The sequence below is a fragment of the Halopseudomonas sp. L-58 genome, from assembly GCF_056859475.1.
Window position 1 is genome coordinate 1 of record NZ_JBSXON010000064.1, and the last position, 18,521, is coordinate 18,521.

Below are 18,521 nucleotides of genomic sequence, written 5' to 3' on the forward strand. Positions count from 1 at the left end.
CTGAGAAAGGCTAACGCTCAAAACGCGGTATCGATTGACCCATCGTGACCGCTCAGAGTACAAAACACGTTCCAGCGTGAAGGCCGTGTGCAAATCGGTCACGATCCCCGGAATGACCGGTCACGTTCGCCGGAATACGCAGATGGCGGGTTCGAGCCGATCAGTGCTCGCGATACCCTCGCCAAACCCTGTTATGACCCGCGCGGCCTGATGGACAACATGCCGATTGTGGGCGAGCTGGTCGAAGCCATGAATGCCATGGGCTGGGATGTGTACTCCTTCGACCACGAAGACGCCAACGGCCAGTTCGAAACCGACTTCACCTACACCGACGCTCTCGGCATGGCTGACCGCTTGGTTTTCTTCCGTTTGATGGCCAACGAGATTGCCCGCAAGCACGGTGGCTTTGCCAGCTTTATGCCCAAGCCGTCGGCCAACCGCACCGGCAGTGGCGCGCACTACAACATGTCGCTGGCTGATCGCGAGACCGGCCGAAATCTGTTTGATCCTGCCAATGGCGAAGATCCCTACGGCTGCGGGGTGACCCAGATGGCGTATCACTTCATCGCCGGCGTAATGAAGCACGCCAAGGCAATCAGCGCAGTCATCGCGCCGACGGTAAACAGCTACAAACGTCTGGTACGCAAGGGCAGCATGTCCGGCTCTACCTGGGCGCCAGTATTCGTTTGCTACGGCAACAACAACCGCACCAACATGCTGCGTATCCCGTCGCAAGGCGGTCGGGTCGAGTGCCGTGCGGCCGATATTGCCTGCAACCCCTATCTTGGTGCCGCGATGATGCTGGCTGCCGGTCTTGAAGGCATTCGCGAAGCTATGGACCCGGGTAATCCCCATCGCGAGAACATGTACAACTACACCGATCAGCAGGTGCGTGAAATGGACATTGAGCTGTTGCCGCAGAACCTTGGCGAAGCAATTGATGCCTTCGAAGCTGACCCGCTGTCGCGCGAGGTTTTTGGCGATGCGATGTTCGACAGCTTCGTCGGCTTCAAGCGCCAGGAATGGACCGAGTATCACACCCACGTCTCCGACTGGGAGCTGCAACGCTACCTGAAGTTCTTTTAAGTTGGTTCCGCGCCGAATACGGCGCGGTTCTTGCTGCTCAGTTACTGCCAAGACTTCACATCATTGCCAACGAGAACCATCTGGAGTTGAACCATGAAAAAGTCCGTTCCTTTTGCACGACGTTTCAAGCAGGTTGTTTCAGGCGCCATGATTGCACTGGCGGCATCGGTTGCTACTGTTCCCGCCGTTCAGGCGGAAGAGAAAGACAGCTTCAAGCTGGCCTGGAGCATTTATGCAGGCTGGATTCCGTGGAAATACATCGACGAATCCGGGCTGATGAAAAAGTGGGCCGACAAATACGGCATCACAGTCGAGATTGTGCAGATCAACGATTACATCGAGTCGATCAATCAGTACAGCGCCGGACAGTTTGACGGCGTGGTGGCGACCAGCATGGACGCGCTCTCAATCCCCTCTGCCGGTGGTGTGGATACTACGGCGCTGATCGTCGGCGATTATTCCAACGGCAACGACGGCATTGTCATGAAAGACAGCAGCGATGTTGCCGACATGAAGGGGCAGCAGGTCAATCTGGTCGAGTTGTCGGTATCGCACTATCTGCTGGCCCGCGCGCTGGACTCGGCTGGCCTGAGCGAGAGCGATGTCACTGTGGTCAACACCAGCGATGCGGATATGGTCGCGGCTTACAACACGGAGGATGTGCGTAACGTTGTCACCTGGAACCCGCTGCTGGACGAGATTCTCAGCCAGCCGGGCGCCAATCGTGTGTTCGACTCCAGTCAGATTCCGGGCCACATCAAGGATCTGACCATCGTCAACACCGAAACCCTGCGTGACAACCCGGCACTGGGCAAGGCGCTGGTCGGCGCCTGGTTTGAGCTGATGGCCGAAATGGGCACCGACAGCGAAGAAGGTCAAAAGGCGCGCGCCTTCCTGGGCGAAGCATCGGCGACCGACCAGGCGGGGTATGAGGCGCAACTGGCCGGCATGAAGATGTTCTGGCAGCCGGCAGATGCGGTTGCCTTTATCGGTAGCGACGAAGCCTATGAGGCGATGGACAGCGTACGTCAGTTCTCTTTCGATAAAGGGCTGCTGGGTGAGGGCGCCGATTCGCCTGACTTTGTTGGCATTGCGATGCCCGATGGCAAGACGCTGGGCGATACCGCTAACATCAAGCTGCGGTTTGATACCGAGTATATGCAGATGGCAGCCGACGGCGCTCTCTGAGTAGTCTGATAGCGGCGGGGTATCCCCGCCGCGCTTGCTGGAACACCCATGCGCAGAACAAAAGAAGACGCGGAAAAAACCCGCCTGAAGATTATTGAAGCCGCGCTGACCTTGTTCAGCCGTAACGGCTATTCGAACACCACTCTGGCCATGATTGGCACCGAAGCCGGTTTCAGTCGTGGCCCTATCTACTGGCACTTCAAGAACAAGGAAGACCTGTTCGAGGCGGTGCTGGCCTACTCGCAGGAGCCTCTCGAGCAGTTGGTAGCGCAGGCGTGCAGCGCCGGTCTGTCACCATTGGAGCGAATCGACGGTTTTGTCCGCAGCTGGTTTGCGCTGCTGGTCGAGGACGCCTGGTTTCGCCAGTCCTTCGAGATTCTGCTCAACAAGACCGAGCTGACCGAGGCGATGCTGACAACGCTTGAGCGTGAGCGGCGGCTGACCCAGAGCATGATAGAAACGCTGGAAGCGCTGGTTTGCGCCGCACAGGCACAGGGCCAGATTCCGCAAGGTCAGACGGCGGGGCAATTGGCGTTGATGATTTACACCCAGTTGATGGGCGTGACCCAGACCTGGTTGTTTGCACCGGGCTTGTTTGACCTGAATGAACAGCGGGGATTTTTTGCCGAGCGGTTGCTGCGTTCGCTGCAGCAGTCCTGAAGAAAAAGAGCCCCGTCCGCCAAGGTACGAACGGGGCTAAAAAGGTCAGTTACTGACCGGAGTCACGATCGGGAAGTCACCGGAGGGTACTTCCAGCATTTGCAGCAAGCCGAAGAACGCATTGGGTTCGCCGCTGATTTTGATCAGCCCAGCCTTGACCGCGTCCGGGAAGGTGGTGCGGCGCAGCAGGATCTGGTCCAGCGTGTCGCGGTTCATGCTGACCGTTGCCTGGGCGTTGTCATCCTGAGTATTGGCGCGATAGGTCAGCGTCGAGTGCTCCAGGTTCAGACGGTAGTTCTCATTGGTGTCTGTCAGCTGCCAGTTGATTACCAGATGCTTGCCCTCAGCCTTGGAGGCATCCAGTCGTACCCCCATCAGGTCGAAGAACATGCCGGTGTCCAGCGCCTGCAGTACGTCCGGTGACAGCGAGCCCACGGTTGGCGGTAGCGTGCCGTTACGCAGTTCCTGAGCGCCCATCAGGTAAGCTCCGCGCCAGGTGCCGGCTTCGGCCTGATAACCGAGTTGCTCCAGTGCATTGGCACCCAGCTCGCGGGCGGCCTGATTGCTCGGGTCGGCAAACACCACCTGATTCATTACGCTGGCGACCCAGCGATACTCGCCGTTGTCATAATCCTTGCGTGCCTGCTCGATCACCTTGTCGGCACCGCCCATGTATTCGATGGTTTTGGCTGCGTTCTGTACCGGTGGTAGCGGGTTCAGGTTGGCCGGGTTGGCGTCGTACCAGCCCATGTAGCGCTGGTAAATGGCCTTGGCGTTGTGGCGCAGGGTGCCGTAGTAGCCGCGGGCGTACCATTGCTGGTCAAGGCTGGCTGGCAGTTTCAGCTGCTCGGCGATATCGCCCGGCAGGTAGCCCTTGTTGATCATGCGTACGGACTGATCGTGCAGGTACTTGTACATGTCCCGCTGTACCGACAGGAAGCGCTTGGCATCCTCCTGGGTCCAGATTGGCCAATGGTGCTGTCCCACCACGATGTCGGCGCGATCACCGAAGCGCTCCAGCGCCAGGTCGATGTAGTGGGCCCATGCGCTGGCGTCACGCACGGCAGCGCCGCGAATGGTGTACACGTTGTGCATGTGCTGGCTGGTGATTTCCGCGGTGTTCAGGACCTTGAACGCAGGGAAGTACATCATCATTTCCGATTCTGCTTCGGTGCCGTGGGCCATCTGAAACTCGATCTCTACACCATCGATGTTCAGGTTACCGTTATCCGGCACGGTATCGGTTGGTGCAATCAGGGAGCGATCACCCTTCGACAGCGCCTTGCCCAAGCCCGTATCCACATGGCCGCGTTCACCCGGCGGCAGCATGGCGCCGAACTGGTAAATGGCACGGCGGCTCATGGCGGGACCGGCAATCACGTTCTCGGAGACCGCGTGCTCCATAAAGCCGGCCGGCGCATAGATACGCGTTTTGCCGGAGGCCACATCTTCATTGCTGGTCACGCCCTTTACCCCGCCCCAGTGGTCGACGTGGTTGTGGGTGTAGAGCACCGCAACAACCGGCTTTTGCGGACGGTTCTGGTAGTACAGCTCCAGGCCGGCCCTGGCGGTGGAGGGAGACAGTAGCGGATCAATGATGATCAGGCCGGTGTCACCTTCAATGATCGTCATGTTGGCCAGATCCATGCCGCGGATCTGGTACATGCCGTCGGTCACCTTGAACAGGCCGTGAATGGCGTTCAGTCGAGCCTGCCGCCAGAGACTGGGGTTAACGGTATCGGGTGCGCTCTCGTCGTTCAGGAACGCATACTCGCTCATGTCCCAGGCAACTGAACCGTCGGCGTTGAGGACTTTGCCATCAGGTAGCTGGGCGATAAATCCGCGCTGAGCGTCGGCGAAGGCCTGCTGGTCGGCAAAGGGAAGTTGCTCCAGGATCGCATGGTTGCTGGCGGCGGTGAGTTCGGTCGCCGGGTTGGGGGCAGCGCTGACCGCCAGGCTTATACCGGCGGCAAGGGCTCCAAGACCGAGGATGACAGTGCGTGAGCGCATGGGGTGTCTCCGTGTGTCGTCGCCGTACATGCGGCGCAGTTGTTGTTGGTAACCGGCGACGCCGGCATGCAGACACTATAGGAGTTACTGCGGATATATGGCCAATGCATTTTTATTTTAAATTCGATGCTTTTTTTGCATGTTTTGTTGTGTTGAAGTGAAACTGCAGTAATCGACGGCTAGGCTTGAGGGGGTGATTTTTCCTATCGACTGTTGGCGCGTTAATTTATAATTTCGCGCTTTTACTCGCCCGGTACCGGGTTCTGACAGCTGGAGGGTATGAACGAATTGATCAAGACGCCGTACTATCTCATCGACAAGAGCAAGCTCGAACGCAACATGGAGAAGATCGCCTATGTGCGTGAGCACTCCGGCGCCAAGGCGCTGCTCGCACTGAAATGCTTTGCTACCTGGTCCGTGTTCGACTTCATGAGTCAGTACATGGACGGCACTACCTCTTCCTCCCTGAATGAAGTGAAACTTGGCAAGCTCAAGTTCCCGGGGGAGACGCATGCCTACAGCGTGGCCTATGCCGATGACGAGATCGACGAAGTCCTGGCCCATTCGGACAAGATCATCTTCAACTCCATCAGTCAGCTGACCCGCTTCAGCGCGGCCTCGGCCGACAAGGTTCGCGGCCTGCGCCTGAACCCCGGCGTCAGCAGCTCGGACTTCCTGATTGCTGATCCGGCCCGCCCGTTCAGCCGTCTGGGCGAGTGGGACGCCGCCAAGATCGAGGCGGTGCTGCCGCTGATTTCCGGCTTCATGATTCACAACAACTGTGAGAACAGCGACTTTGACCTGTTCGACCAGATGCTCGGACAGATCGAAGAGCGTTTCGGCCACCTGCTTGCGCAGGTGAGCTGGGTCAGTCTGGGCGGCGGTATCCACTTTACCGGCGAGGGTTACCCGCTGGATCGTTTCTGTGCCCGCCTCAAGGCATTCTCCGAGCGCTACGGTGTTCAGGTTTACCTGGAGCCCGGCGAGGCCGCCATTACCCTGAGCACTTCCCTCGAAGTGACTGTGCTCGACACCCTCTATAACGGCAAGCAGCTGGCCGTGGTCGACAGCTCGATCGAAGCACACATGCTCGATCTGCTGATCTACCGTCAGGAGGCCAAGATGGAGCCCTGCGATGGCCCGCACCAGTACATGGTGTGTGGCAAGTCGTGTCTGGCTGGCGACATCTTCGGCGAATTCAATTTTGACAGCGAGCTGAAGATCGGCGATCGCCTGTCCTTTATTGATGCGGCCGGTTACACCATGGTCAAGAAGAACTGGTTCAACGGCGTCAACATGCCCGCCATTGCAATCAGGGAGCTTGATGGCTCGGTGAAACTGGTGCGCGAGTTCGGATTCCAGGATTACCTGGACAGCCTCTCCTGAGGCATAACCTACCCAGCCTTTCCAAGGAGGCGTTTCGAGGAAAAGAAATGAAGAAAAACGTTCTGATTATTGGTGCCGGTGGTGTGGCCCAGGTGGTCGCACACAAATGCGCCCAGCACAATGACGTGCTGGGTAACATCCATATCGCGTCGCGTACCGCCGAGAAGTGTCAGGCCATCGTCGACAGCGTGAAGGAAAAGGGCAGCCTCAAGGTTGCCGGTGAATTGCAAGCCCATGCCCTGAATGCCCTCGATATCGAGGCCACCAAGGCGTTGATTGACAAGACACAGTCGCAACTGGTGATCAATGTCGGATCGGCTTTCATCAATATGTCGGTACTGCAGGCCTGCATCGAGACCGGTGCTGCCTACCTGGATACCGCCATTCACGAAGAGCCGGACAAGATCTGTGAAACCCCGCCGTGGTACGCCAACTACGAGTGGAAGCGCAAGGAACTGTGCGCCGAGAAGGGCATCACCGCGATCCTGGGTGTCGGCTTCGACCCGGGCGTGGTTAACGCCTACGCTGCGGTTGCGGTCAACGAGTACTTCGATACTGTCGAGGAAATCGACATCATCGACATCAACGCCGGCAGTCATGGCAAGTACTTCGCGACCAACTTCGACCCGGAGATCAACTTCCGTGAGTTCACCGGGCAGGTGTGGTCCTGGCAGAACAGCCAGTGGACCAGCAACAAGATGTTCGAGGTCAAGCGTACCGACGATCTGCCGGTTGTCGGCTCGCAGACCAGCTACATGACCGGTCACGACGAAGTGCACTCGCTGTCGCAGAATCTGGGCGTGCCGAACGTGCGGTTCTGGATGGGCTTTGGCGAGCACTACATCAACGTGTTCACCGTGCTGAAGAACCTCGGTCTGCTGTCCGAACAGCCGGTCACCACTGCCGAAGGCCTGGAAGTGATTCCGCTGAAAGTGGTCAAGGCCGTGCTGCCCGATCCGTCGTCACTGGCACCCGATTATGCCGGCAAGACCTGCATCGGTGATGTGGTCAAAGGCAAGAAGGACGGCAAGGACAAGGAAGTGTTCATCTACAACGTAGCGGACCACGCCGAAGCCTACGCCGAAGTCGGCAGCCAGGGTATTTCCTACACTGCAGGCGTACCGCCGGTTGCCGCTGCCATCCTGATCGCCCAGGGCACCTGGGATGCGGGCAAGATGGTCAACGTCGAAGAGCTGGACCCCAAACCGTTCATCAACCTGCTGAACGAAATGGGCCTGCCTACCCGGATCAAGGATGAGCAGGGCGATCGCGCTCTGAGCTTCTGATCCGCACCGGCAATACCAGGAAAGGCCAGCGCTTGCGCTGGCCTTTTTGCATTCAGGGCCGGCATGGCGCGCGCGGGCGCTTGAGTGGTGGCGGCTCGGATGGGGTATGATCCGGCATCGCCATGTTGGCTAGATCAAACACAGGTAGTGCTGCATGAACGTCCCCGTATCCCTTGGTTCCCTTGCCGAACGCCTTGCCGGCGTTGGCGACGTCGAGTGTGTCACCCCGGATCTGAACGGTATTCCCCGTGGCAAGGTCATGACCGGCGAGGGCTTTCTGGCGGATCGCCGTTTGCAGTTGGCGCGTGGCGTGCTGCTGCAGTGCGTGATGGGTGGCTACCCGGAGGCGCAGTATTACGGCAGCGACGATGGCGATCTGGTGTTGCGCCCGCTGCTGGATCAGGTGCATGTGCTGCCGTGGATCGAGCGCCCTCGTGCGCTGGCAATCTGCGAGGCGGTGGAGCTGGATGGTCAGCTCTCCGGGCTGTCGACCCGCGCTCTGCTGAGTCGGATTGTTGAGCGTTATGCCGAACGTGGCTGGGCGCCGGTGGTAGCGACCGAGCTGGAATTCTTCCTGTTCGAGCCCAACCGTGACGACACCCAGCCGTTCCAGCCGCCGGTGGGGCTGGATGGCCGCCGCGAAGCCGGTTACGGCGCGTTCAGTGTCAGCACCAGCAGCGGCCTCAAGCCGTTCTTCGACGAGCTGGCCGACACCATGGCCGCGCTGGGCATTCCTCGCGATACCTTTATGCACGAGATGGGCGTCAGCCAGTACGAGATCAATTTTGTCCATGGTGATCCGCTGCTGATTGCCGACCAGACCTTTCTGTTCAAGCATGCTCTGCATGAAGTCGCGCTCAAGCACGGGCTGATTGCCGTGTGCATGGCCAAGCCGCTGGCGCGGGTGCCCGGCTGCTCGATGCACATTCACCAGAGCGTGGTGGAGCAGGGGAGCGGCAACAATATCTTTACCGATGCGGCGACCGGCGAGGCCACGGCGCATTTTGGGCACTTCATTGGTGGCCTGCAGCAGTGCATGGGCGAGCTGACGTTGCTGATGGCGCCCTACATCAACTCCTACCAGCGTTTCTGCCACGCGTACGCATCGCCAAACAACCTGTGCTGGTCTTACGACAACCGCTCCGCCGGCCTGCGCATTCCGGCCAGCGGCCCGGAAGCGCGCCGTGTCGAAAACCGGCTGCCCGGCGCCGACGCCAACCCCTATCTGAGCGTGGCCGCTTCGCTCGCGGCGGGACTGTATGGCATCGACAACCAGTGCGAGCCATCTGCTCCGGCACAAGGCGAGTTCGAGGCGCCGGACGAGCTGACCCTGCCCGGCACCTTGCACGACGCGATCCTGCGGCTGGATCGCAGCACGCTGGCGCGTGAGCTGTTCGGCGCCGAGTTTGTTGACGGCTTCCTGGCCAGCAAACGCATGGAGCTGCAGAGCTTTATGGATGAAATTACGCCGTGGGAGCGGCGGTTTCTGGGCAGCCAGGTCTAGCAAGTCGCCGAGAAGCTACCTGCGTTGCCATCGCTGCGTTAAAGATCGCCTCGGGCGCGAGTCCGATCGAAGTGCTCATTTACAATTTGTAAAGTCGAGCGCGACTCCGATCGCTTCTCGGCGATCTTTGCCTTGCGCTGCCTGCCTCGCCAACGCTTCTCAACCACTTGCGGTGTAAGCTGCGACCGCGCCTGTCGCTGCCCGGTGATAGACTGCGGTCTCTTCACCTATAAGGAGCTTCCATGCAGGACGCCAACAGCCTCGCCCCCGGTTTGATGATCATCCACGGCAACCGCCTGGAGACCCTGCGCGAGCTGGCGGTGGACTGGATGCGGGCGCACCCGCTGGCGCCGCTGGAGAACGAAGTCATCCTGGTGCAGAGCAACGGTATTGCTCAATGGTTGCAGATGGCGCTGGCGGCAGACCCTGCGCAAGGCGGCTGCGGCATTGCCGCAGCGCTGGATGTGCAGTTGCCGGCGCGCTTTCTCTGGCACAGTTACCGCGGCGTTCTGGGACGCGACAGCGTGCCCGAGCAATCGCCGCTCGACAAGCAGCCGCTGACCTGGCGGCTGATGCGGCTGCTGCCCGCACTGCAGGATCAGCCCGATTTTGCGCCGCTCAAGCGTTTTCTCGCCGATGACCACGATTGCCGCAAGCGTTACCAACTGGCGGTGCGGCTGGCCGATCTGTTTGACCAGTATCAGGTTTACCGCGCCGACTGGCTGAACGACTGGGCCGCCGGGCGCGACCATATCGGCCTGGCGCGTACCGGCGCGCGGCCGCTGGATGACGAGGAACGCTGGCAGCCGGCGCTCTGGCGCGCGGTGCTGGCAGACGTGGGTGCCGAACGCCTGAGTGACAGCCGGGCGGGCATCCATCCGCGCTTTGTTCAGCACCTGCTCGACTGTGACAGCCGGCCAGCCAGCCTGCCGCGCCGGGTGATCGTGTTCGGTATCTCGTCGCTGCCGGCGCAGACGCTCGAGGCGCTGGCGGTGATCGGCCGCTTCTCGCAGGTGCTGCTCTGCGTGCTCAACCCCTGTGAGTACCACTGGGGCGATATCGTTGCCGATCAGGACCTGCTGCGCCACGAATACCGTCGTCAGCAAAGGCGGCCGGGCACGCCCCTGCAGCTGGACGAGAACACCCTGCACCAGCACGCCCATCCGCTGCTGGCCGCCTGGGGCAAGCAGGGCCGTGACTACATCAACCTGCTCGACCAGCACGACGAACGCGCCGGTTACGAAGCGCGCTTCGCCAATATTGCCGGTGGCCGGGTTGACCTGTTTGAAGCACCCGCCGGCAACACGCTGCTGCAGCAACTGCAGCAGGACATCCTGCAACTGCGGCCGCTGGCCGAGTCCCGCGCATTGTGGCCGGCGGTCGACACCGCACGGGATCACTCCATCCGCTTTCACCTGGCGCACAGTCCGCAGCGCGAAGTCGAAGTGCTGCACGATCAGCTGCTGGCCGCCTTTGCTGCCGACCCGGACCTCAAACCGCGCGACATCATTGTCATGGTGCCGGACGTCAACCTCTACGCTCCGCATATTCAGGCGGTGTTTGGTCAGCACAGTGGCGACGACCCGCGGGCGATTCCCTTTACCCTGGCTGATCAGGGCCAGCGCGGTCAGGAACCGCTGCTGATTGCACTGGAACATCTGCTGCGTCTGCCTGACAGCCGGCTGCCGGTCAGTGAGGTGCTGGACCTGCTCGATGTGCCGGCGCTGCGCAGTCGCTTTGGTTTGAGTGAGGCCGACCTGCCGACCCTGCAACGCTGGATCGAGGGCGCAGGCATCCGCTGGGGGCTGGATCAGCAGCGCCGCGCCGCTCTGGGTTTGCCAGACGGGCTGGAAGTCAACAGCTGGCGTTTCGGCCTGCGCCGGATGCTGCTGGGTTACGCCAGCGGCGGTGCCGAGGCCTGGCAGCAGATCGAACCCTATGACGAGATTGGCGGGCTGGACGCGGCGCTGATCGGCCCGCTCAGCGGCCTGCTGGATGCACTGGACCGCCACGAAACGCGGCTGGCCAATGCGACCGTGCCGAGTGAATGGGGCGAACGCCTGCGCCAGCTGCTGGATGACTTCTTTATCGCCGAGAGTGATCGGGATCAACTGCTGCTGGCGCAGCTGCACGAGGGGCTGGCCGACTGGCTGGAGCTGTGTGACGGCGTCGCGCTGGACGTGGCACTGCCGCTCAACGTGGTGGCCGAGGCCTGGCTCGATGGTGTCGGCCAGAGCCAGCTCAGCCAGCGTTTTCTCGCCGGGGCGGTCAACGTCTGCACGCTGATGCCGATGCGCGCCATTCCGTTCAAGCGCATCTGCCTGCTGGGCATGAATGATGGCGACTACCCGCGCGCGCAGCCACCGCTGGACTTTGATCTGATGGGCAAGGACTACCGGCCGGGCGACCGCTCGCGCCGCGAGGACGACCGTTATCTGCTGCTGGAGGCGCTGCTGTCGGCGCGCGACGCCCTGCATATCAGCTGGGTCGGGCGCAGTATCCGCGACAACAGCGAACGGCCGCCGTCGGTGCTGATCGGGCAGCTGCGCGATCATCTGGCCGCCGGCTGGCACACGGCTGATGGCGCTGATCTGTTGCACGCGCTGACCGTCGAGCATCCGTTGCAGCCGTTCAGTCGCGCCTATTTCAGCGCCGATTCCGCGTTGTTCAGTTACGCCAGCGAGTGGCGTCAGCTGCACGACTCCCGTGCTGGCGATGATGCAGACCAGCCGCTGGCGCCGGTCACGCTGGAAGCGCCCATCGAGCTGCTGGCGCTGCAGCGCTTTCTGCGTAACCCGGTTGAGCACTTTTTTGCCGCTCGGCTGAAGGTCTGGCTGCAGGAGCAGCACAGCACCAGCGAAGACGACGAACCCTTTGCACTCGATGGCCTGCAACGGCACCAGCTCAGTCAGTGGCTGCTGGAACAGGTGCAGCAGGCCGATTTGCAGGATGACTGGCAGGCCCTGCTGCTTGAGCAGGCCAGCCGCCTGCAGCAGCGCGGCAGCTTGCCGCTGGCCGGGTTCGGTGAGCTGACCCTGGCGCAACTGGTTGCGCCCTTGGGCGCACAGCTTGAGCGCTTCCGTGAGCAACTGCTGTTGTGGGATCAGCCGCTGGAAAATCCGTTGCTGCTGCAGGCGGTGGCGAGCGCACCGGACGCCACTATCGAAGTGGTCAGCTGGCTTGCCGGCGTGCGCCGCTGTGCTCCGTTGGACGGCCTGATGCGGGTCCAGCTGGTGACCGGCAGCCTGCTCGGTAAAAAGGGCGCGTTGCGCTGGCGCAAGTTGCTGGGCGAGTTGTGCCAGCACGTGCTGGCTGCGGCCTCTGGTCACCGGCTCACGACCTGTCTGATCGGTGCCGACGCCAGCATTCAGCTGCTGCCGCTGGAGCAGGAACGCGCCGCCAGTATCGTGCGCGATTGGTTGCTGGGGTATCTGCACGGCCTGAGCCGACCGTTGCCGGTCGCCGTGGAAACCGCCTTCGCCTGGCTGACCGAGGGCAAGGACGAAAAGCGCCTCGGTGCCGCGCGGCTCTGCTACGAGGGCAACGACTTCAGTCGCGGCGAGGTCGACGGCAGCCCGGCGCTGCAGCGCAGCTATCCCGACTTTGCCAGCCTGCAGGCGAACGACGAATTTATTGGCTGGGCAGAGTCACTGTATCAACCGCTGGCGCAGGCGATTGAGGATGAATGGCTGATGATTACGCAGGCATCGGAGGACCAGGCATGAGCAACCAACGACCTCTGGCCCTGCGCTGCCCGCTGCGCGGCAGTCGCCTGATTGAAGCCAGTGCCGGTACCGGCAAGACCTTCACCATCTCGGCGCTTTACCTGCGGCTGGTACTGGGGCATGGCGAGGGCGACAACGCCTTCAGCCGTGAACTGCTGCCGCCGGACGTGCTGGTGGTGACCTTTACCGAGGCCGCGACCCAGGAACTGCGCGACCGCATTCGCGCACGGCTGGTGGAGGGGGCGCAGGCGTTCCGCGGTGAACTGACTGAACCGGACCCGATTCTCTCCGGCCTGCTGGCGGATATCCCCGAAGCCGAGCACGCCAGCGCCGCGCGCAAGCTGGATATCGCCGCCCAGTGGATGGACGAGGCCGCGGTATCGACCATTCACAGCTGGTGTCAGCGCATGCTGCGCGAGCACGCCTTTGACAGCGGCAGCCTGTTTACCCAAACGCTGGAAACCGACCAGCGCGACCTGCTGGCCGAGGTCGCGCGGGATTATTGGCGGCTGCATTGCTACCACCTGCACGGCAGTGCGCTGGCCTGGGTGCAGTCCGGTTGGGGCCAGCCGGACGCGTTGCTGGCGCAGGCGCGCCGGTTGTTCGACCCGACAGCCGCAGCGCCTGCTACCGAACTGCAGGCGTTGCTGGAGCAGGTGCTCAACCAGCGTGATGCCGAACTGGCCGCGCTCAAGGTGCCCTGTGTGCAGTGGGCCGATGAGCTGGAAGCGTTGCTGGATCAGGCGGTCGAGCAGGGCGTGGTCGACAAGCGCAAGATTCAGAAGCGCTACTACGCGCCCTGGTTCGAGACCCTGCGCCAATGGGCGCTGACGCCGGAGCAGATAAAGCTTGAACTGCCGCCGGCGGCCTGGGCCCGGCTCAGCGAAGACGGCCTCGGCGAGGCCTGGAAGATGGGCGCCGTGCCCGATCACCCGGCGTTGCGCGGCTTGCCGCAACTGCGCGAGGCGCTGGCTGCGCTGCCGAATCCGGACAGCGATGCGCTGCGCCATGCGGCGGACTGGATGTCGGTGCGCTTTGAGGCGGAAAAGCGCCGCCGTGCGCAAATGGGCTTCGACGACATGCTGACCCGGCTCGATGCGGCGCTGCAGGGCCCCAATGGCGACCGGCTGGCCGAGGTTATCCGTCAGCAGTTCCCGGTCGCGCTGATCGACGAGTTTCAGGATACCGACCCGCTGCAGTACCGCATCTTCGACCGCATCTATCGGGTAGCGGAAAACGATCAGGACTGCGCGCTGCTGCTGATCGGCGACCCCAAGCAGGCGATCTACGCCTTCCGCGGGGCGGATATTCATACCTACCTGCGCGCCCGTGGCGACACCGCCGGGCGGCACGAGAATCTGGATACCAACTTCCGCTCCAGCCAGACGATGGTCACGGCGGTCAATCGGGTCTTCGAGCAGGCCGAGCAGAACTTCGCCGCTGGCGCCTTTCTGTTTCGCAAGGCTGATGACAACCCCATGCCGTTTCTGCCGGTGGGGGCACGTGGACGCAAGGAAGTCTGGTGCTCCGACGGTGAGCCCGCGCCGGCCTTGACTGCCTGGTTGCTGGAATCGGAAGAGCCATTGAGCGGTGATGTCTACCGCCGGGAGATGGCCGAGCGCTGCGCCAGCGAGATGACGGCGCTGCTGCAGGCGGGCCAGCAGGGGCGTGCCGGCTTTGCCCGTGACGGAGAACCCTTCGCCGCTGTACGCCCGGCAGACATGGCGGTGCTGGTGCGCACCGGTCGCGAGGCGCAGCTGATTCGTGATGCGCTGGCCGCCCGCGGCGTGCGCAGTGTGTATCTGTCCGACAAGGACTCGGTGCTGGCAACCCAACAGGCGCAGGATGTGCTGCGCTGGTTGCGCGCCTGTGCCGAGCCCGGCAACGACCGCCTGCTGCGCGCGGCGCTGGCCAGCCACAGCCTGCACCTCAACTGGCAGGCGCTGGATCAGTTGAATCAGGACGAGCGCCTGTGGGAGCAACGGCTCGACCAGTTCCGTGATTACCGGCGCATCTGGCAGCGCCAGGGTGTGCTGCCGATGCTGCACCGTCTGCTGCACGACTTTGAACTGCCGGCACGGCTGCAACAGCAGGACGATGGCGAGCGCGCGCTGACCAATCTGCTGCATCTGGCCGAGCTGTTGCAGCGCGCCGCCCGCGAGCTGGATGGCGAGCAGGCGCTGATTCGCCACCTGGCCGAGCTGATTCGGCAGGCGGACGAGGGGGCTGCTGATGAGCAGGTACTGCGGCTGGAAAGCGACGCCGAACTGGTCAAGGTAGTAACCATCCACAAGTCCAAGGGTCTTGAGTACCCGCTGGTGTTCCTGCCCTTTATCTGCCTGAGCCGCCCGGTGCGGGCGGACCAGCCGCTGCGCCTGAGTGACGGCTGGGTATTGAAGCCAACCACCGATCAGGTGGCCGAGGCTGACCGCGAGCGGCTCGGTGAAGATCTGCGCTTGCTCTATGTGGCGCTGACCCGCGCGCAGCATGCCTGCTGGCTGGGCATGGCCGACCTCAAGAGCGGCAACAACAAGCAGTCGGTGCTGCACCGCAGTGCCATTGCCTGGCTGCTGGGCGGTGGCGCGGCGCTGGAATCATCTATTCAACTGAAAGACTGGCTGGCCCGCTGGCAGCCGGACGGCGAGGTGGTCGCGCTGCAGGGTGCGCCGGAGCCGCGTGATGATCGGCTGCCGCTGCTGGATGATGGCCCGGCATTGGTCGATGCCCGCCGCCCTGCGCACGGTCGCTTCGATGCATGGTGGATCGGCTCCTACAGTGCGCTGGCGCTCAGTGGCGAGAGTACCGACAGCGCGCTGGCCGAGTGGATTGCCGACGACGAGCGCCAGAGCCGCTTTGTGCCACTGCGTCGTGGCGAGCAGCCGAGTATTCACCGCTTCCCGCGTGGCCCGCAGCCCGGCACCTTTTTGCACGGTCTGCTGGAGCTGGCGGCGCAGGAAGGCTTCTCGGCGTTGCAGGATGCTGAGCGTTGCCGCCGCTGGCTGGCGCCGCGCTGCCAGCGCCGTGGCTGGGGTGAGTGGAGTGATTGCCTGAGCGAATGGCTGGGGCAATTGCTGCAGCGCCCGGGGCTGGTGCCGGGTACCGAGCTGGCGCTGGGTGAGCTGCCGCCGTCGCGTTACCAGAGCGAAATGGCCTTTATGTTTGCCGCCAGCAAGGTCGACGTGCAGCAGATCGATCGGCTGGTAACGGCGATGACGCTGGACGGGCAGCCGCGTCCGGCGCTGCAGCGTGACCGTCTGAACGGCCTGTTCAAGGGCTATATCGACCTGGTGCTGGAGCACGAGGGGCGCTATTACGTGCTCGACTACAAGTCCAACTGGCTGGGCGCAACGGCGGCCGATTACAGCGAGGCGGCCATGAGCCGTGCGCTGCTGGAGCACCGTTACGATCTGCAATATGTCTTCTACCTGCTGGCGCTGCACCGCCAGTTGCAGGCGCGGCTGCCGGACTACGACTACGACCGTCATATCGGCGGCGCGCTTTACTGGTTCATGCGGGGTGTGGACGCGGAGAACGGCGGCCTCTGCCATCAGCGCCCGCCGCGCGAGCTGATTGAAACGCTGGACCGCCTGTTCGCCGGCCAGCCGGTTGAGGAGATTGACCATGCAGGGTGATCAACTGGATCTGCTCGGCAGTCTCGACCGCTCCGCCGCGCAGCTGGATAGCGCAACCGCGCTGCTGCAATTGCTGGATGACTGGCTGGCCAACGGTTGGCTGCGGGCGCTGGACCGGGCCTTCGCCGGGTTTCTGCTGGAGCAGGCGCCGGAAACCAGCCCGGCAGTGCTGCTGGCGGCGGCGCTGGTCAGCCATCAACTGGGCCATGGGCATGTTTGCCTGGATCTGGCCGCCACGCTGTCCGAACCGGATTTTGCCCTGTCGCTGCCGCCGGAAGGGGAGAGCCTGATCGATACGCCGCTGCCGTCGGCGATACTGGCGGGCGTTACGCTGGACAGCTGGCGTGGGGCGTTGCAGACCAGCCGGGTGGTAGACAGCCAACTGCCGGAGCAGGGCAGTTGCCCGCTGGTGCTGGTTGGCCAGCGCTTGTATCTGCGTCGCTACTGGCAGCACGAGCGGCATGTTGTTTCGACCCTGCATCAGCGCCTGCAGCACCCACTGCAGGTTGCCGGGGATCTGCCTGAGCGGCTGGATGCCCTGTTTGCCGGCAGTCAGCAGAACCCGGACTGGCAGCGCATTGCCTGCGCACTGGCGGCGCGCGGGCGTTTCAGCATCATTACCGGCGGCCCCGGTACCGGCAAGACCACCACGGTGGTGCGGCTGCTGGCGCTGCTGCAGACGCCGGCAGTGGAAGCGGGCAAGCCGCTGCGTATCCGCCTGGCCGCACCGACCGGCAAGGCCGCTGCCCGACTGACCGAGTCGATTGGCCGTCAGGTCGGCGCGCTGCCGGTCGCTCCGGCGGTACAAGCTGCCATCCCGACCGAGGTCAGCACGCTGCACCGCCTGCTCGGCAGCCTGCCGGACAGCCGCCACTTCCGCCATCACGCCGGCAACCCGCTGGCGCTGGATGTGCTGGTGGTGGACGAGGCCTCGATGATCGATCTGGAAATGATGGCCAACGTGCTGGCCGCGTTGCCGCCGCAGGCGCGACTGGTATTGCTCGGTGACAAGGATCAGCTCGCCTCGGTGGAAGCCGGCGCGGTGCTGGGTGATCTGTGTCGACGCGCCGACGCGGGTTGCTACTCACCGGCCACGGTCGATTGGCTGCAGCAGGTCAGCGGTCAGTCGCTGGCAGGCAGCGGCCTGCAGCCCGGTGACGAGTCGACCCATCTGCTCGAGCAGCAGACCGCCATGTTGCGCCATTCCCACCGCTTTGGTTCTGACAGCGGCATCGGTGAGCTGGCCCGCGCGGTTAATCGCTGCGACGCGACTGCTGCGCGCGACCTGCTGCAGCGGGGGCTGTTTGCCGATATTCACAGCCGGCGCCTGACGGACCTGCGCGACCCCGGGTTTGCCGCGCTGGTGCTGGGCAGCGAGGGTGGCCTGCCGGGCTATGGCGCCTATCTGAGCACGCTGCAGGCGCAGCGCCCGGGCGCAGATGCGGCTGCCGATGATCCCCGCTGGCAAGCCTGGGCGGGCGATGTGCTGCGCGAGTTCGACCGTTTCCAGCTGCTGTGTGCGGTGCGCCGCGGCGACTGGGGCGTCGAAGGCATCAATCAGCGTGTGGCGGATCTGCTGAGCCGTCGTGGCCTGCTGCACGCCGACAAGCTCTGGTACGAGGGACGCCCGGTACTGGTCACCCGCAACGACTACAGTCTGGGCTTGATGAATGGCGACATCGGCATTGCGTTGCGCATCCGCGAACCGGCGCTGCACGCAGGGGAGCCGGAGACTGAGGCGCTGCGCGTCGCCTTCCCGCGCAACGACGGCAAGGGTGGCATTCGCTTCGTACTGCCCAGCCGTCTGCCGGAGGTGGAGACGGTGTTTGCCATGACCGTGCACAAGTCGCAGGGCTCTGAGTTCGAGCACGCCGTGCTGGTGCTGCCGGAGGCGCGCAACCCGGTGCTGACCAAGGAGCTGGTCTACACCGCCATTACCCGCGCCAGCAAACACTTCAGCCTGCTGGAAAGCCGCCCCGGGGTGTTTGAGGCGGCGGTGCAGACGCCGGTGCGGCGGATCAGTGGGCTGGATTTGGGCGCCTGA

General features: G+C 63.0%; 9 protein-coding genes and 1 pseudogene. 9 read left to right on the plus strand and 1 reads right to left on the minus strand.

What is annotated here, in order from left to right:
• Positions 1-141 precede the first annotated feature (141 nt).
• From AC13EY_RS10280 to AC13EY_RS10290, 3 genes and pseudogenes are all read left to right on the plus strand, one after another.
• A pseudogene (locus AC13EY_RS10280) lies at positions 142-1,086 on the plus strand (type III glutamate--ammonia ligase); the annotation flags it as partial.
• A gap of 147 nt (positions 1,087-1,233) precedes the next feature.
• Positions 1,234-2,274, plus strand: coding sequence for a putative urea ABC transporter substrate-binding protein (locus tag AC13EY_RS10285; protein WP_228247015.1), 1,041 nt, complete (start codon positions 1,234-1,236; stop codon positions 2,272-2,274).
• A 48-nt stretch (positions 2,275-2,322) separates the two neighbouring features.
• The gene (locus AC13EY_RS10290; protein ID WP_228246957.1) at positions 2,323-2,934 is read left to right on the plus strand and encodes a TetR family transcriptional regulator; all 612 of its coding nucleotides are present in this window, start codon (positions 2,323-2,325) and stop codon (positions 2,932-2,934) included.
• A 45-nt stretch (positions 2,935-2,979) separates the two neighbouring features.
• Here AC13EY_RS10290 and AC13EY_RS10295 read toward each other — a convergent pair whose 3' ends face one another.
• Positions 2,980-4,944, minus strand: a complete 1,965-nt coding sequence (locus tag AC13EY_RS10295; RefSeq protein ID WP_228246958.1) for an alkyl/aryl-sulfatase — start codon at positions 4,942-4,944, stop codon at positions 2,980-2,982.
• A 288-nt stretch (positions 4,945-5,232) separates the two neighbouring features.
• Between AC13EY_RS10295 and AC13EY_RS10300 the strand changes: the two genes are divergently transcribed.
• From AC13EY_RS10300 to recD, 6 genes are all read left to right on the plus strand, one after another.
• Positions 5,233-6,330: a carboxynorspermidine decarboxylase gene (locus tag AC13EY_RS10300; RefSeq protein ID WP_228247016.1), complete on the plus strand. Its 1,098-nt coding sequence runs from the start codon at positions 5,233-5,235 to the stop codon at positions 6,328-6,330.
• Positions 6,331-6,377: 47 nt separating this feature from the next.
• Positions 6,378-7,616, plus strand: coding sequence for a saccharopine dehydrogenase family protein (locus AC13EY_RS10305; protein WP_228246959.1), 1,239 nt, complete (start codon positions 6,378-6,380; stop codon positions 7,614-7,616).
• 154 nt (positions 7,617-7,770) lie between these two features.
• Entirely contained in the window at positions 7,771-9,120 is a 1,350-nt protein-coding gene (locus tag AC13EY_RS10310; protein WP_228246960.1) for a glutamine synthetase family protein, read from the plus strand.
• A 242-nt stretch (positions 9,121-9,362) separates the two neighbouring features.
• Positions 9,363-12,845 carry an exodeoxyribonuclease V subunit gamma gene (gene recC, locus AC13EY_RS10315; protein WP_228246961.1) on the plus strand — a complete coding sequence of 1,161 codons (3,483 nt, stop codon included), beginning with the start codon at positions 9,363-9,365 and terminating at the stop codon, positions 12,843-12,845.
• Positions 12,842-16,477 carry an exodeoxyribonuclease V subunit beta gene (gene recB / locus AC13EY_RS10320; RefSeq protein WP_228246962.1) on the plus strand — a complete coding sequence of 1,212 codons (3,636 nt, stop codon included), beginning with the start codon at positions 12,842-12,844 and terminating at the stop codon, positions 16,475-16,477. The genes recC and recB overlap by 4 nt, the downstream gene beginning before the upstream one ends.
• The gene (gene recD, locus AC13EY_RS10325) at positions 16,467-18,521 is read left to right on the plus strand and encodes an exodeoxyribonuclease V subunit alpha (protein WP_228246963.1); all 2,055 of its coding nucleotides are present in this window, start codon (positions 16,467-16,469) and stop codon (positions 18,519-18,521) included. The genes recB and recD overlap by 11 nt, the downstream gene beginning before the upstream one ends.

Bases quoted from the DNA above. Each gene is read 5' to 3' on its own strand.
- AC13EY_RS10290 (WP_228246957.1), top strand. From the start codon at position 2,323: ATGCGCAGAACAAAAGAAGACGCGGAAAAAACCCGCCTGAAGATTATT.
- AC13EY_RS10295 (WP_228246958.1), bottom strand. From the start codon at position 4,944: ATGCGCTCACGCACTGTCATCCTCGGTCTTGGAGCCCTTGCCGCCGGT.
- recC (WP_228246961.1), top strand. From the start codon at position 9,363: ATGCAGGACGCCAACAGCCTCGCCCCCGGTTTGATGATCATCCACGGC.
- recB (WP_228246962.1), top strand. From the start codon at position 12,842: ATGAGCAACCAACGACCTCTGGCCCTGCGCTGCCCGCTGCGCGGCAGT.
- AC13EY_RS10305 (WP_228246959.1), top strand. From the start codon at position 6,378: ATGAAGAAAAACGTTCTGATTATTGGTGCCGGTGGTGTGGCCCAGGTG.
- AC13EY_RS10310 (WP_228246960.1), top strand. From the start codon at position 7,771: ATGAACGTCCCCGTATCCCTTGGTTCCCTTGCCGAACGCCTTGCCGGC.
- recD (WP_228246963.1), top strand. From the start codon at position 16,467: ATGCAGGGTGATCAACTGGATCTGCTCGGCAGTCTCGACCGCTCCGCC.
- AC13EY_RS10285 (WP_228247015.1), top strand. From the start codon at position 1,234: ATGATTGCACTGGCGGCATCGGTTGCTACTGTTCCCGCCGTTCAGGCG.